The organism is Micropruina sp., from assembly GCF_047602085.1.
Classification (GTDB): domain Bacteria; phylum Actinomycetota; class Actinomycetes; order Propionibacteriales; family Propionibacteriaceae; genus Micropruina.
Genome location: NZ_JASGID010000005.1, coordinates 255,085 through 270,880, shown reverse-complemented (window position 1 = coordinate 270,880; position 15,796 = coordinate 255,085). Strand labels below are relative to the sequence as shown.

Genomic DNA, 15,796 nt, shown 5'->3' with positions numbered 1-15,796 from the left:
GGTGTGTGGAGCTGGTCTGTGGAGTGGGGCCCCCGCCCTGCCGGGCATTTATGGTGCGCTCCACTAATAAATCTACTACGATTCGTAGTACTACGTGATCCGTTGATGGATTCTCGGCATCACGATCATCCCACTCGCAAGGAGAGCTCATGTTTCAGGTCACCGATCCGGCCCGCCGCCGGTTCGCGGTCGCGACGCTCGTCGGCTTCATCGCCGGCGTGTTCTCGGCCATCGTCAAATTCGGCTGGGAAGTTCCCTTCCCGCCCCGGACGCCCGAGCGGAACGCAGTGAATCCGCCGCAGACGTTGCTGGAGCAACTCGGCTTCCCGACCTCGGTGTCCCGGGCGACCGTCGAGTTCAACGGCTGGGATCTGCCGATCTCGTCCTTCGTGGTGCACTTCGGATTCGCCATCGCGGTCGGCGTGGTCTACTGCCTGGTCGCCGAGGTGTGGCCGACGATCAAGCTGTGGCAGGGGGCAGCCTTCGGTCTGCTGATCTGGGTCTTCTTCCACCTGCTGCTGATGCCCGCGATGGGCACGGTGCCGGCGCCGTGGGATCAGCCGTGGCAGGAGCATTTCTCCGAGGCGCTGGGGCATGTGGTGTGGATGTGGTCGATCGAGATCGTCCGGCGCGATCTCCGCAACCGGATCGCCCATGAGCCGGACGCCGAGGTGCCGCCGACCGCCGTGGATCGCGCGGCGGTGCCGGTTACGGTCTGAGGCCGGGCGGGTTCGCGCCGGCGGTCAGCTGGCGCGGTGGAAGCGGGCGGAGTCTCTCCGCTCGCTTCTGCATGTTCTGTGGCCGACGATCGGCCGTCCGGATGCCGAGACGAATTGACGGGGAATCCATCCCTGATCCAAACTCCTACTACTCCTGTGGGGATTGCAGGAATGAAGAGGGATGAAGAGAGCCCCGTGCCGACCGGGCACGGGATGAAACGAGAAGGAGTCGTCTGATGACCCACGCACGCAGAGCCGTTCTCACCGCACTCTCGGCAGCCGTTGCCTTGGCGATGACCGGCTGCGCCGGGGGTGGGGCCAGCGACGTCGCCGGCGCTACCACCTCGGCTGTCGCGAGCAGCGGCAAGGTGCTCAACCTGTACTCCTATGCCGTCCCGAAGGTGGGTTTCGACAAGATCATTCCGGCCTTCAACGCGACCCCGCAGGGTGCCGGCGTGGAGTTCCAGCAGTCCTACGGTGCCTCGGGCGACCAGTCGCGCAAGGTCGCGGACGGAGCCGAGGCCGACGTGGTCAACTTCTCGGTCACCCCCGACATCACCCGGCTGGTCGACGCCGGATTGGTCGACTCCACCTGGGCCGACGGCGAGCACAAGGGCATTCCGTTCGGCTCGGTGGTCACCATCGTGGTGCGCAAGGGCAACCCCAAGGGCATCAAGGATTGGGACGACCTGCTGAAGTCGGGCATCGAGGTGGTCACGCCCAACCCGTTCAGTTCGGGTTCGGCCAAGTGGAACCTGCTGGCCCCCTACGCCGCCTTCAGCGACGGTGGCAAGAACCCGCAGGCCGGCCTCGACTTCATCTCGAAGCTGGTCTCGGAGCATGTCAAGGTGCAGCCCAAGTCGGGTCGTGAGGCCACCGAGACCTTCCTGCAGGGCACCGGCGACGTGCTGCTCAGCTACGAGAACGAGGCGCTGTTCGCCGAGTCGCAGGGCGATCCGGTCGAGCACGTCACGCCGCCGACCACCTTCAAGATCGAGAACCCGGTCGCGGTGCTCAAGGGCAGCAAGAACCTTGAGACCGCGCAGGCATTCAACGACTACCTGTACACCACCGAGGCGCAGAAGCTCTGGGCCGAGGCCGGCTTCCGTCCGGTCGACACCGCGGTGGCCAAGCAGTACGCCAGCAAATTCCCGGCGCCGAAGAAGCTGTGGACGATCGACGATCTGGGTGGCTGGCCGAAGGTCGACACCGAGTTGTTCGCCAAGGACACCGGCACCATCGCCGTGATCTACGACAAGGCGACGTCATGACAATCGCCACTGAACAGCCGGGGGTCGCCGCTGCGGCGGCGGCCCCCGGGAAGGCCGCCGCGGCGCGTGGGTCGTCCCGATCGCTGCCGCCGCTGTTTCGCGGGGGCGGGATGGGGCACGTCAACGGCCTGACCCTCGGCGTGGTGGTGCTCTGGCTGAGCATCATCGTGCTGCTCCCGCTGGCCGCACTCACGGTGACCTCGTTCACCGACGGCTGGGCCGGCTTCTGGGGCGCGGTCACCGCGCCGGTCGCCCTGGCCGCCCTGTGGACGACCATTCTGGTGTCCGCGATCGTGGCACTGCTCAACGTGGTGTTCGGCACCCTGATCGCCTGGGTGCTGGTGCGCGACGAGTTCTGGGGAAAGCGCTTCATCGACACCCTGATCGACCTACCGTTCGCGCTGCCCACCATCGTGGCCAGCATCGTGCTGCTGTCGCTGTACGGGCCGAACAGCCCGATCGGCGTGGAGCTCAACGCCACCCGCTGGGGCCTGATCGTGGCGCTGGCATTCGTCACCTTGCCCTTCGTGGTGCGCTCGGTGCAGCCGGTGCTGATCGAGGTCGACCGCGATGTCGAACAGGCTGCCGCGTCGCTGGGCGCCAACAACTGGACGACCTTCCGGCGGGTGGTGCTGCCCACCCTGGCGCCGTCCATCATCTCCGGTGGCGGGTTGGCCTTCGCCCGGGCGATCGGCGAGTACGGCTCGGTGGTGCTGATCGGCGGCAATATTCCGCGTGAGACGCAGGTGGCGTCGCAGTACATTCAGCAGCAGATCGAGATCGACCGTCCGGTGAACGCGGCCGCGGTGTCGGTGGCGCTGCTGGCCATCTCGTTCGCGACGCTGCTGGTGCTGCGCTTCTTCGCCTCGCGCAGCCAAGAGCGTGAGGAGCGGTCGGCATGAGAATCTCCACCCCCACCCGGATCGGGCTGCGCACCATCGCGCTGCTGTATTTGACCGTATTGCTCGCGGTGCCGATCGTCGCCATTCTTTGGCGGACGTTCGAGCCGGGCTTCGGGGCGTTCTGGGCGTCGGTTCGCACCCCCGCGGCCATCTCGGCCCTGAACCTGTCGCTGCTGATCGTGGCGATCGTGGTGCCACTCAACGTCATCTTCGGCGTGATCACCGCGCTGGCGCTGGTGCGTGGGCGGTTTCCCGGCCGTCGCCTGCTCTCTGGCGTGGTCGACCTGCCGTTCGCCGTCTCGCCGATCGTGGTCGGCGTGTCGCTGATCATGCTGTGGGGTGCGCACGGCTGGTTCGGTGGCATCGAGAATCTGGGTATTCAGGTGATCTTCGGGCTGCCCGGCATGGTGATCGCCACCTTGTTCGTCACCCTGCCGTTCGTCGTGCGTGAGGTCGAACCCGTGCTGCACGAGATCGGTACCGATCAGGAGCAGGCGGCCGCCACGCTGGGTGCGTCGGGCTGGCAGACCTTCTTTCGGATCACCCTGCCGGCCATCCGCTGGGGCCTGACCTACGGCATCGTGCTGACCATCGCCCGTTCGCTGGGTGAGTTCGGTGCGGTGATCATGGTGAGCTCGGGCTTCCCCGGGGTCTCGCAGACGCTCACCCTGCTGGTGCATTCCCGCTACATCGACGACCACAACATTCATGGCGCCTACTCGGCCGCCACCCTGCTGATGTTCCTGGCCATGGTCACGCTGCTGCTGATGACCGTGCTCGACCGCAAGCGGCCCTCCGTGCACACCTCCGCCGTGCCGGCCCCGGCCACCGAACCCGGCGCACTCGCCGACGCAACCTCAGGGAGCAAATCATGATCTCCGTCACCAACGCCGAGAAGTCCTACGGCACCTTCAAGGCCCTCGACAATGTGTCGCTGGAGATTCCCTCCGGCGGGCTCACCGCGCTGCTCGGGCCGTCCGGATCGGGCAAATCCACCCTGCTGCGTGCCATCGCCGGGCTCGAAGACCTCGACTCGGGTGCGGTCGTGATCGCCGGTAACGACGTCACGCACCTGCCGCCGCAACGCCGGGGGATCGGGTTCGTCTTTCAGCACTACGCCGCGTTCAAGCACATGACCGTGCGCGACAACGTGGCGTTCGGGCTCAGCATTCGCAAGCGACCCAAAGCCGAGATCTCCAAGAAGGTGGACGAGCTGCTCGAGGTGGTCGGGTTGGCCGGCTTTCAGCACCGTTACCCGGCTCAGCTGTCCGGCGGTCAGCGCCAGCGGATGGCCCTGGCCCGGGCGCTGGCCGTCGACCCGCAGGTGCTGCTGCTCGACGAGCCGTTCGGCGCCCTGGATGCCAAGGTGCGCGACGACCTGCGCCGCTGGTTGCGCCGGCTGCACGACGAGGTGCACGTCACCACCGTGCTGGTCACCCACGACCAGGAGGAGGCGCTCGACGTCGCCGACCGAATCGCCGTGTTGAACGCTGGCCGCATCGAACAGGTGGGCAGTCCCGACGAGTTGTACGAGCAGCCCGCCAACCCGTTCGTGATGTCGTTCCTGGGCTCGGTGTCGCGACTGAACGGCGAAGTGGCTCGCCCGCACGATCTGCGCATCGAGCGTGACCGGCAGCGTGCGATCGCCGCGGCCGAGAGTGCGGGCGTCCGGGTCACCGAGGCGAAGGTCGAGCGGTTGGCGCGGCTCGGCTTCGAAGTGCGCGTCGAACTCAGCCACGGGGTGGCGGGCGAGCAGTTCTTCGCCCAGCTCACCCGGGCCGAGGCGTCCGATCTCGGCCTGCAGGTGGGTGACACGGTGTGGGTGCGGCCCACTCGGACGCTCGCCCGCGACGAATTCGAGAAATCCGAGCTGACCGGCGAGGAGGAGTTCCCCGCGATCGCCGTGTGACCCGACACAATAGAAACCGTGGAGATCTCGGCCAAGACCGAATACGCCGTGCGGGCCATGCTCGAACTGGCGGACGCATCTGACCCGGCGTCCGCGCCCATTTCGGTGGACGTGCTCGCCCACGGGCAGGGGTTGCCGCGGAAATTTCTGGAGGCGATTCTGGCCGACCTGCGCCGGGCCGGGCTGGTGGTCAGCACCAAAGGGGCGCGCGGCGGCTACCGGCTGGCCCGGCCGGCGACCGAGATCCCGATCGGGGCAGTGTTCCGCGCGGTCGACGGCCCGCTGGCCGAGGTGCGCGGACGCCGTCCGCACCAGACGTCGTACGACGGGGTGGCGCGGCACCTGCCGGTGTTGTGGGTTGCGGTGCGCTCCAGCCTGCGTCAGGTGCTCGACGGGACCTCTCTCGAGCAGTTGCGCTCGGGCGACCTGCCGGCGCAGGTCTGCGGCCTGGCCGAGGAGCCGGACGCCTGGCTGAGTCGCTGACTGCCGCTGGCCGAGCTACCCGCTGGTCGAGGCCCGTCCAGCCGCTCGAGTTGGGGCCCCGGCTCTCGTCAGCCGAACGGGCCACTGGGTGCGGCCGTGGAGAAATTGACCCTTTCCGCGGGCGCTAGGTAGGCTGGTGAAGCCTCGCAATCTGTGGGTCCTCAGACCGAGCAGGTTCCGCGTGCCCCTGCATGATGACGTTCTCGGACCTCTCCGGCGAAGTGAATCCTGAAGGTGCGGGATTGCGATGCGCCCACGTCATCCCTGTCAGACATATCGGAGCCCTACTACATGACCTCCTCTCCCGAGGCGCCCCAGATCGCGATCGACGACCTGGGATCCCCCGAGGCATTTCTCGCCGCGGTGGACGCAACCATCAAGTACTTCAATGACGGCGACATCGTCACCGGAACCGTCGTCAAGGTCGACCGGGACGAGGTCCTGCTCGACATCGGTTACAAGACCGAAGGCGTGATCCCCTCCAAGGAACTCTCCATCAAGCATGACGTCGACCCCTTCGAGGTCGTCGCCGTCGGCGATGAGATCGAGGCCCTCGTTCAGCAGAAGGAGGACAAGGAGGGTCGCCTGATCCTGTCCAAGAAGCGGGCTCAGTACGAGCGCGCCTGGGGCACGATCGAGAAGGTCAAAGAGGCCGACGGCGTCGTCACCGGCCGCGTGATCGAGGTGGTCAAGGGCGGCCTGATCATCGACATCGGCCTGCGCGGCTTCCTGCCCGCGTCGCTGGTCGAGATGCGCCGGGTGCGCGACCTGCAGCCCTACGTGGGCATGGAGCTCGAAGCCAAGATCATCGAGCTCGACAAGAACCGCAACAACGTGGTGTTGTCACGCCGGGCCTGGCTGGAGCAGACCCAGTCCGAGGTGCGGCACACCTTCCTCAACCAGCTCGCCAAGGGCCAGATCCGCAAGGGTCAGGTGTCTTCGATCGTCAACTTCGGCGCCTTCGTCGACCTGGGCGGCGTGGACGGCCTGGTGCATGTCTCGGAGCTGTCTTGGAAGCACATCGACCACCCCTCCGAGGTGGTCAGCGTGGGTGACGAGGTCACCGTCGAGGTGCTCGACGTCGACATGGACCGCGAGCGCGTCTCGCTGTCGCTGAAGGCGACCCAGGAAGATCCGTGGCAGACCTTCGCCCGCACCCACCAGATCGGGCAGATCGTGCCGGGCAAGGTCACCAAGCTGGTGCCCTTCGGCGCGTTCGTCCGGGTCGAGGAGGGCATCGAGGGCCTGGTGCACGTGTCCGAGCTCGCCGAGCGTCACGTCGAGATCCCCGAGCAGGTCGTCTCGGTCAACGACGAGGTGATGGTCAAGATCATCGACATCGACCTGGAGCGTCGCCGGATCTCGCTCTCGCTCAAGCAGGCCAACGAGGGTGTCGACATGCATGCCGACGACTTCGACCCGGCGCTGTACGGCATGAGCGCGTCCTACGACGAGCAGGGCAACTACATCTACCCCGAGGGCTTCGATCCCGAGACCCAGGAGTGGAAGCCCGGCTACGAGGAGCAGCAGCAGGCGTGGGAGCGGCAGTACGCCGAGGCTCAGGCCCGTTGGGAGGCGCATAAGCAGCAGGTCAAGGAGGCCGAGGCGGCGGGCGTCGAGGCGGCCGTCACCGAGGCCAGCACCGCCGCGTATTCCGCGGGTGGCGTCGATGACTCTGCGGCCGAGGGTTCACTCGCCTCTGACGAGGCGCTGCAGGCCCTGCGCGACCGGCTCACCGGCAGCCGCTGAATCCGGTAGATCCGAAAACGGCCCCCACCTGTTCGGTGGGGGCCGTTTCGCGTCACAATCGAGGCATGACCAGGGCTGTTGCATGCTGATCGGCCTCACCGGCGGCATCGCGTCGGGCAAGACCGCCGTTGCCGACCGGCTGGCGCGGTTGGGTGCGGTGATCATCGATGCCGATCTGCTGGCCCGCGACGCGGTCGCTCCCGGCACCCCCGGGCTGGCCGCGATCGAGCAGCGTTTCGGGGCCTCGGTACTGAAACCCGGCCCCGACGGCGGGGTCGAACTCGATCGGGGCGCGCTGGGGGCGCTGGTCTTCGCCGATCCGGACGCCCGGCGCGACCTGGAGCGGATCGTGCACCCCGCGGTGCGGGCCCGGGCCGCCGAACTCACCGGGGCGGCACCGCCCGGCTCGATCGTGGTGCAGGTGATTCCGTTGCTGGTCGAGACCGGCCAGCAACGCGGCTTCGACCGCGTGGTGGTGGTCGACGTCGAACCGCCGGTGCAGTTGCGCCGGCTGATGACCCGTTCGGGGCTCTCTGCCGAGCAGGCCCTGGCGCGGGTTGGCGCCCAGGCCGGGCGGTGGGAGCGGTTGGCGGCCGCCGACGAGGTGATCGACAACAACGGCACCCCCGAGCAGCTTGTCGCGGCGGTGGACGAGTTGTGGCGGCGATGGTCGACTTCTTCGGCGCCACAACCGCCTCGTGGCTCAGGGTGATCATGACCGAGCTGCGCACGAGCAAAGAGGCGCACATCGTCGAAGGCAACCCCCACCACTCGCCGACCGTGCGCGCCGCGGTGTGGCGCAGGCGCGAGGCATTTCTCGAACAACTGGGTTGATCGGTGCCGATTGCCGATCGCCTCCGCTCCGAGAACTGTCACCGGATGCGCCTAGGCTGGCAGCCATGCGTCCCACCACCGATCTGCAGCGCCGGGTGGCACCCTTTCGGGTGCAGGCCGACTTCGAACCCTCCGGTGACCAGCCGGCGGCGATCGACGCCTTGGAGCAACGGGTCACGGCGGGTGAGAGCGACGTCGTGGTGCTCGGTGCCACCGGTACCGGCAAGACCGCGACGGTGGCCTGGCTGGCCGAACGGCTGCAGCGTCCGATGCTGGTGATGCAGCCCAACAAGACCCTGGCCGCGCAGTTCGCCAACGAGTTGCGCAATTTCTTCCCCGACAACGCGGTGGAGTACTTCGTCTCGTACTACGACTATTACCAGCCCGAGGCGTACGTGCCGCAGACCGATACCTACATCGAGAAAGACTCCTCGCTCAACGAAGAGGTCGAGCGGCTGCGGCATTCGGCCACCAGTTCGTTGCTCACCCGGCGCGACGTCATCGTGGTGGCCACGGTGTCGGCCATCTACGGCCTCGGCACGCCGCAGGAGTACGTCGATCGCATGGTGCGGCTGCGGGTGGGCGAGGTGCGCGACCGCGACCAGTTGCTGCGCGGGCTGGTCGACATTCAGTACGCCCGCAACGACCTGGCCGGCACCCGCGGCACCTTCCGGGTGCGCGGCGACACCGTCGAGATCTTTCCGATGTACGAAGAGAACGCCGTGCGGGTGGAGTTCTTCGGCGACGAGATCGAGGCGCTATCGACCCTGCACCCGCTCACCGGGCAGGTCATCTCGGTCGACCAGGAGGTCGCGGTCTTCCCGGCTTCGCACTATGTGGCCGGCCCCGAGCGCATGGAGCGCGCGATCAGTGGCATCGAGGCCGAGCTTGAGGTTCGGCTGGCGCAGCTCGAGGGCGAGCAGCGGCTGCTCGAGGCGCAGCGGCTGCGCATGCGCACCGGCTACGACATCGAGATGATGCGGCAGATCGGCACCTGCTCGGGCATCGAGAACTACTCCCGGCACATCGATGGCCGCGACTCGGGCAGTGCTCCGAACTGCCTGATCGACTACTTTCCGTCCGACTTCGTGCTGGTTATCGACGAGTCGCACGTCACGGTGCCGCAGATCGGCGGCATGTACGAGGGGGACGCCTCGCGCAAGCGCACCCTGGTCGAGCACGGCTTCCGGCTGCCCAGTGCGATGGACAATCGTCCGCTCACCTTCGAAGAGTTCACCGACCGCATCGGCCAGACCGTCTATCTGTCGGCCACGCCCGGGCCCTACGAACTGGCGCGCTCCGGCAGTCCGGTCGAACTGCTGATCCGGCCCACCGGCCTGGTCGACCCGGAGGTGATCCTCAAGCCCACCAAGGGCCAGATCGACGACCTGATCGGCGAGATCCGGCAGCGCACCGAGCGCGACGAGCGGGTGTTGGTCACCACGCTGACCAAGAAGATGTCCGAAGACCTGACCGACTACCTGATGGAGAATGGCATCCGCACCCGCTACCTGCACAGCGAAGTCGACACCCTGAAACGCATCGAACTGCTGCGCGAACTGCGGCTGGGCGCATACGACGTGCTGGTGGGCATCAACCTGCTGCGCGAGGGGCTTGACCTGCCCGAGGTCAGCCTGGTGGCCATTCTGGACGCCGACAAGGAGGGGTTTCTGCGCAGCGAACGGTCGCTGATTCAGACCATCGGCCGCGCGGCCCGCAACGTGGGCGGCCAGGTGCACATGTACGCCGACAAGATCACCCCGTCGATGGCGGCCGCGATCGACGAGACCAACCGGCGGCGGGCCAAGCAGGTGGCGTACAACACCGAACGCGGCATCGACCCGCAGCCGTTGCGCAAGAAGATCGCCGACATCACCGACCTGCTGGCCCGAGAAGACGCCGACACGGCCGGGCTGATGACTCGCGCGGGCGGGCGTCGTCCGGTCTCACCGGTGCCGCTGGGCAGCCACGAGTCGCGTAACACCGACGGACTGCCGGCCAGCGAGCTGGCCGGCCTGGTGCAGGAACTCACCGAGCAGATGCACGTCGCGGCGGCAGAATTGCAGTTCGAGTTGGCCGCTCGGCTGCGTGACGAAATCGCCGATCTGAAGAAGATGATCCGGCAGACCCTGGCCGCCACGAAGTAGCGCCCTGACGGAGGGCGGCGCCGGTGCGGTCCGCCCCGATCGCCTTCACGCACCCGCCGGCACCAGCCAGCACCGACGGTGAGGTTTTGGTTCGCCGGTGCCGGGATGGAATGATTGTTGGCGACGAGGGGAGTACTCCCATAGCGAGGCGTCGTCAACACGGGCGGTCATCCGCTCCGGCGTCTCGGCTGGCGACAGTGGCAGGAGACCTCAGACGACTGGACCCTGAGGAGGCCCTCTCTTGCACGTCACACCCACCGTCTGGACCGTCACGATTCTGGCCACGCTGGCCTTGCTGGCGTTCGACCTGATCGTGATCGGCCGACGGCCCCACGAGCCGTCCATGAAGGAATGCTCGATCGCGATCAGCATCTACGTAGCCATGGCCGTCATGTTCGGCGTCGGGGTCTGGAGCGTGTCGGGGCCACGGTTCGCCGGGGAGTTCTTCGCCGGCTGGCTCACCGAGTACAGCCTGAGCATCGACAACCTGTTCATCTTCGTGATCATCATGAGCAATCTGCGGGTGCCGCGTAAGTATCAGCAGTACGCGCTGATGGTCGGCATCGTGCTCGCCCTGCTCTTTCGCGGCATCTTCATCGCCCTGGGCGCCGCCGCGATCGAACGCTTCTCGTGGATCTTTTTCGTATTCGGCGCCTTCCTGATCTGGACGGCGTGGAAGCTGTTGATGGATTACCTCAACCCCGCCGACGACGACGAGAAGACCGAGAACTTCGCCATGCGCTGGGTGAAGCGCACGTTTCGCTCGACCGACGAGTACCACGGCACCAAGCTGACCATCGTCGAGAACGGCAAGCGGCTGATCACCCCGATGCTGTTCGTGGTGATCGCCCTGGGCAGCACCGACCTGCTGTTCGCGCTCGACTCGATCCCGGCCATCTACGGCCTGACCCAGGAACCGTTCCTGGTTTTCACCGCCAACGTGTTCGCGCTGATGGGCCTGCGGCAGCTCTACTTCCTGATCGGCGGCCTGCTGCAGCGGCTGGTCTACCTGTCGGTGGGCCTGTCATTCATTCTGGCCTTCATCGGCGTCAAGCTGGTCCTGCACGCCATGCATGAGTACCACGTGGACGAGCGTTGGGGCTTCAGTGTCGACGTGCCGATCTGGCTGTCGCTGATGGTCATCATCGGCACGTTGGTGATCACCACCGTCGCCAGCCTGATCAAGTCACGCCGCGACGACCAGCGCGAGAATGAACGCGCCGGCCGACCGCCGGCCTGACCCTCACCAGCCGCGGGCGCGCCACTCGCCCAGGTGCGGGCGTTCGGTGCCGAGGGTGGTGTCGGCACCGTGGCCGGGGTGCACGATGGTGTCGTCACCGAAGTGCCGGAACAGCTTGGCCTCGACGTCGCCCAGCAGGCTGTCGAAGTCGTCGGGCCGCCAGGTCTTGCCTACCCCGCCGGGGAAGAGGCTGTCGCCGGTGAACAGCCGCACCGGCCGTCCGGATGGCGCGTGGGCCAGTGTGATCGACCCCGGGGTGTGGCCGACCAGGCCGATCACTCGCAGTCGCAGCGGGCCCAACGCGATCGTGTCGCCGTCCCATACCTCGCGGCAGAGGACGCCGGTGGCCTCGGCGATCGCGGCCGCGTCCGGACGGCCGGCGTAGGCGGGGGCGCCGGTGGCGGCCACCAACTCGGCCAGCGCGCCGATGTGGTCGTGATGCCGGTGGGTGGTGACCACGCCCACCAGGGTCAGGCCCGCCACCTGGCTCAGTAGCACGTCCGGCTCGGCCGCTGCGTCGATCAACAGGGCCTGCTCGCCATGGGTCAGCAGGTAGGCGTTGTTGTCCATCGGGCCGACAGAGGTCTTGGCCAGCCGCACGTCGTCACCGATCAGCACGCGTTCATGATCGCAGGGGGAGCGCCAGATCGTCCGCACCCTGCGGCGCGACCGGCACCGAACGACCCATCAGCCAGCCCCAGAGCGACGCGTCGGGGCCGCTGATCGGGCGCCGCTGCTCGCCCTCGCCGAGGTCGGCGACCACACCCGAGTCGCTCGCCACCCGCAGCGCGGGCAGGTCGGCGTGCTCCGGTTGCCACAGCAGCGCCCACTGCAGCAGCCAACGGGCCGGGCCGGGATCGATGCGGTCGACGTCGAAGTCGCAGTCCAGGTCGAGGTGGTGCACGACCACCTCCGACAGCCGCGCCATGGGCAGGTGGGCCAGGGTCATCGGACGGCCCAGCAACTGCACGGGCACGCTCCAGTCGTCGACGGTGTCCATGGCGCGTTCGAGCCGCCCGGCGGACGTGTCGAGGCAGATCTGCAGTTCGAGGCCGGTCAGGCTCGACCCGCGTTCAATGCCGGCGCGGCGGCTCTCGGCGTCGGGGTAGAGGGGGACGCTGCGGCCCTCCACGGCCGCTACGATCACCCCGGCCAGGGCGTCGGCTCCGGCCGCCAGGTGGGCTGCCACGTGTGCCCGCGACCAGCCGGGCAGCTTGCTGAGCGCGTTCCACGCGTCGTCCGAGATGCCGATCGTGTCGCCCAGCAGCCGCTGCGTGGCCTCTTGTACCCGTTTACGCAGGGTCTCCAGCGGTGCTGAGAACGTCTGCGCGGTCATGGTGGCCACCCTAAGAGGTTCCGCAGGCAGGCGAAAGTCGGCTGGCCGCCGTCCGGCGGGTACCGGGTCGTGCGGCGCACGCGAGCGGCGCAGGCAGCGCGCCTGACTGGGGTCGCACAGCGGCCCAGATCGGTCATGGGTGCCGTCGGGGGCCGCGCAGCGGCTCGGCGCAGGAACTGTCGGGATCACCGCATAGCATGAGCGCCGTGAATGAACGGCTGATCGTCCGGGGTGCGCGCGAGCACAACCTGCGCAATGTGAGCCTCGACCTGCCGCGCGACGCGCTGATCGTGTTCACCGGGCTGTCGGGCTCGGGCAAGTCGTCCCTGGCCTTCGACACCATCTTCGCCGAGGGCCAACGGCGCTACGTCGAGTCGTTGTCGGCCTACGCCCGCCAGTTTCTCGGTCAGCTCGACAAGCCCGACGTCGACTTCATCGAGGGCTTGTCGCCCGCGGTGTCGATCGACCAGAAGTCGACCAGCCGCAACCCGCGCTCCACAGTGGGCACGATCACCGAGATCTACGACTACCTGCGGCTGTTGTACGCCCGGGCTGGTCGGGCGCATTGCCCGGTGTGTGGCGAGCCGATCACCCGGCAGAGCCCGCAACAGATCGTCGATCGGCTGCTCGCGCTGCCCGACGGCACCCGGTTCCAGGTGCTGGCGCCGGTCGTCCGCGGCCGCAAGGGCGAGTACGTCGACCTGTTCCGGCAACTGGCCACCCAGGGGCTCAGCCGGGTGCGGGTCGACGGCCAGACCCACCAACTCACCGACCCGCCGGTGCTCGACAAGCAGAAGAAGCACAACATCGAGGTGGTGGTCGACCGGCTGGCAGCCAAGCCGTCGGCCAAGCAGCGGCTCACCGACTCGGTCGAAACCGCACTGGGCCTGGCCGGGGGTGTGCTGGCGGTCGATTTCGTCGATCTGCCGGCCAGTGACCCGGCCCGGGAGCGGCGCTACTCCGAGAAGCTGGCTTGCCCCAACGAGCACGACATCTCGATCGAAGAACTCGAGCCGCGGCAGTTCTCGTTCAACGGGCCGTGGGGCGCCTGTCCAGCCTGCTCGGGGCTGGGCACCACCAGCGAGGTCGATGTCGAGCTGATCGTGCCCGACGTGAACAAGAGCTTGACCGATGGGGCGGTCTCGTGCTGGACCTCGGTGTACGTCTCGGGCTACTTCCAGACCCTGTTCAAAGCCCTCGCCGAGAACTACGACTTCGACCTCGACGCCCCGTGGCGCGAGTTGTCGCCACGGGTGCAGTCGGTGATCTTGAACGGGCAGAAGGAGTCGCTGCAGGTACACACCCGCTCACGTCATGGTCGTGAGCACTCGTTCCGGGCGAAATTCGAGGGTGCAGTGCCGTACATCAAGCGGCGATTCAACGAGGCCGAGTCGGAGAACTCCCGCGAACGCTTCGCGGGCTACATGCGTGAGGTGCCGTGCCCCACCTGCAACGGGGCCAGGCTCAAGCCGAGTTCGCTGGCGGTCACCGTGAGCGGGCGCAACATCGCCGAGGTGGCCGGCATGTCGATCGGCGACGTGGCCACCTTCATGGGTTCGCTCGAGCTCAGCGTGCGCGAGGCACAGATCGCCGAGCGGGTGGTCAAAGAGATCAACGAGCGACTCCGGTTTCTGCTCGACGTGGGCCTCGACTACCTGACCCTGTCGCGGTCGGCCGGCAGCCTCTCGGGCGGCGAGGCGCAGCGCATCCGACTGGCCACCCAGATCGGGTCGGGCCTGGTCGGCGTGCTGTACGTGCTCGATGAGCCGTCCATCGGCCTGCACCAGCGCGACAACCGGCGGCTGATCGACACCCTGGTGCGGCTGCGCAACCTGGGCAACACCCTGATCGTGGTCGAGCACGACGAAGACACCATTCGTACCGCCGACTGGGCGGTCGACATCGGCCCGGGCGCCGGCGAACACGGCGGGCATGTGGTGGTCTCGGGCACCGTGGCGGAGCTGCTGTCGCACCCCGACTCGCTCACCGGTGCCTACCTGTCGGGCCGGCGCAGCATTCCGATGCCGAGCAGTCGCCGGCCTTCCACCGGACGGGCGATCACCGTGCACGGCGCCCGCGAGAACAACCTGCGCGACGTCACCGTGGCGTTCCCGCTCGGCCAGTTCATCGCCGTCACCGGGGTGTCGGGCTCGGGCAAGTCGTCCCTGGTCAACGGCATTTTGTACACCGCGCTGGCCAAGCACCTCTACAGCGCCCGGGCAGTGCCCGGCAGGCACCGATCGATCACCGGGGTCGAGCACATCGACAAGGCCATTCACGTCGACCAGTCGCCGATCGGACGCACCCCGCGGTCGAACCCGGCCACCTACACGGGCGTGTTCGACAACGTGCGCAAGCTGTTCGCCGAGACGCCCGAGGCCAAGGTGCGCGGCTACCAGCCGGGCCGGTTCTCGTTCAACGTCAAGGGCGGACGCTGCGAGAACTGCTCCGGCGACGGCACGATCAAGATCGAGATGAACTTCCTGCCCGACGTGTACGTGCCCTGCGAGGTGTGCCACGGGGCGCGCTACAATCGCGAGACCCTGGAGGTGCACTTCAAGGGCAAGACCATCGCCGAGGTGCTCGACATGCCGATCGAGGAGGCGGTGGAGTTCTTCGCCGCGATCCCGGCGATCGCCCGGCACCTGCGCACCCTGGTCGACGTCGGGCTGGGTTACGTGCGGCTCGGACAGCCCGCCACCACGCTGTCGGGCGGCGAGGCGCAACGGGTCAAGCTGGCCAGCGAATTGCAGAAGCGGTCCACCGGACGCACCGTGTACGTGCTCGACGAGCCCACCACCGGCTTGCACTTCGAAGACATCCGGAAATTGCTCGGCGTGCTCGGCCGGCTGGTCGACGCCGGCAACACCGTGGTGGTCATCGAACACAACCTCGACGTGATCAAGACCGCCGACTGGGTGATCGACATGGGCCCTGAGGGCGGCTCACGCGGCGGCACGGTGATCGCCGAAGGCACCCCCGAGCAGATCGCCGCGACGCCCGAATCGCACACCGGCGAGTTCCTGCGTGACGTGCTGCGCGGGCACGACATCCAGGTTGCGAAGCCGGTCGAGCCGCTGATCGAGGGGCCGCCGGCGTCGAGCCGCCGGCGCCGCAAGGCCGGCTGAGTTCAGCCGACAGCCCGACCTGGTTCGACAACAAGCGAGACCCAGGTCTCGACAAGCGATCGGGGTGCGCAACCATCT

At 67.6% G+C, this 15,796-nt stretch carries 13 protein-coding genes; 11 read left to right on the top strand and 2 right to left on the bottom strand.

Annotated features, from left to right (window positions below):
- Positions 1 to 149 precede the first annotated feature (149 nt).
- The 10 genes from QM721_RS10170 (at position 150) to QM721_RS10125 (ending at position 11,254) form a co-directional block, all read left to right on the top strand.
- The gene (locus QM721_RS10170) at positions 150 to 719 is read left to right on the top strand and encodes a YagU family protein (RefSeq protein WP_415121542.1); all 570 of its coding nucleotides are present in this window, start codon (positions 150 to 152) and stop codon (positions 717 to 719) included.
- Between the two features lie 236 nt (positions 720 to 955).
- Complete coding sequence (locus QM721_RS10165; protein ID WP_415121540.1) at positions 956 to 1,990, top strand: sulfate ABC transporter substrate-binding protein; 1,035 nt, start codon at positions 956 to 958, stop codon at positions 1,988 to 1,990.
- Positions 1,987 to 2,892 (top strand): sulfate ABC transporter permease subunit CysT, encoded by a 906-nt coding sequence (gene cysT, locus QM721_RS10160; protein WP_415121538.1) that lies wholly within the window; start codon positions 1,987 to 1,989, stop codon positions 2,890 to 2,892. Before QM721_RS10165 ends, cysT begins: the two co-directional genes overlap by 4 nt.
- On the top strand, positions 2,889 to 3,767 hold the full coding sequence (gene cysW / locus QM721_RS10155; protein WP_415121536.1) for a sulfate ABC transporter permease subunit CysW: 879 nt from the start codon (positions 2,889 to 2,891) through the stop codon (positions 3,765 to 3,767). Before cysT ends, cysW begins: the two co-directional genes overlap by 4 nt.
- Positions 3,764 to 4,801 (top strand): sulfate/molybdate ABC transporter ATP-binding protein, encoded by a 1,038-nt coding sequence (locus QM721_RS10150; RefSeq protein WP_415121534.1) that lies wholly within the window; start codon positions 3,764 to 3,766, stop codon positions 4,799 to 4,801. Before cysW ends, QM721_RS10150 begins: the two co-directional genes overlap by 4 nt.
- 18 nt (positions 4,802 to 4,819) lie before the next feature.
- Entirely contained in the window at positions 4,820 to 5,284 is a 465-nt protein-coding gene (locus tag QM721_RS10145; protein WP_415121532.1) for an RrF2 family transcriptional regulator, read from the top strand.
- Between the two features lie 291 nt (positions 5,285 to 5,575).
- Entirely contained in the window at positions 5,576 to 7,033 is a 1,458-nt protein-coding gene (gene rpsA / locus QM721_RS10140; RefSeq protein ID WP_415121530.1) for a 30S ribosomal protein S1, read from the top strand.
- A gap of 82 nt (positions 7,034 to 7,115) precedes the next feature.
- Positions 7,116 to 7,745, top strand: a complete 630-nt coding sequence (gene coaE / locus QM721_RS10135) for a dephospho-CoA kinase (RefSeq protein WP_415121528.1) — start codon at positions 7,116 to 7,118, stop codon at positions 7,743 to 7,745.
- A gap of 187 nt (positions 7,746 to 7,932) precedes the next feature.
- Positions 7,933 to 10,014 carry an excinuclease ABC subunit UvrB gene (gene uvrB, locus QM721_RS10130; protein ID WP_415121526.1) on the top strand — a complete coding sequence of 694 codons (2,082 nt, stop codon included), beginning with the start codon at positions 7,933 to 7,935 and terminating at the stop codon, positions 10,012 to 10,014.
- Positions 10,015 to 10,255: 241 nt separating this feature from the next.
- On the top strand, positions 10,256 to 11,254 hold the full coding sequence (locus QM721_RS10125; RefSeq protein ID WP_415121524.1) for a TerC family protein: 999 nt from the start codon (positions 10,256 to 10,258) through the stop codon (positions 11,252 to 11,254).
- Between the two features lie 3 nt (positions 11,255 to 11,257).
- Here the strand turns inward: QM721_RS10125 and QM721_RS10120 are convergent, their stop codons facing one another.
- Positions 11,258 to 11,872 carry an MBL fold metallo-hydrolase gene (locus QM721_RS10120; RefSeq protein WP_415121522.1) on the bottom strand — a complete coding sequence of 205 codons (615 nt, stop codon included), beginning with the start codon at positions 11,870 to 11,872 and terminating at the stop codon, positions 11,258 to 11,260.
- Between the two features lie 4 nt (positions 11,873 to 11,876).
- Entirely contained in the window at positions 11,877 to 12,590 is a 714-nt protein-coding gene (locus QM721_RS10115; protein ID WP_415121520.1) for a maleylpyruvate isomerase family mycothiol-dependent enzyme, read from the bottom strand.
- A 197-nt stretch (positions 12,591 to 12,787) separates the two neighbouring features.
- On the opposite strand from QM721_RS10115, the gene uvrA reads away from it, so the two are divergent.
- Entirely contained in the window at positions 12,788 to 15,718 is a 2,931-nt protein-coding gene (gene uvrA / locus QM721_RS10110) for an excinuclease ABC subunit UvrA (RefSeq protein WP_415121518.1), read from the top strand.
- Positions 15,719 to 15,796: the final 78 nt, after the last annotated feature.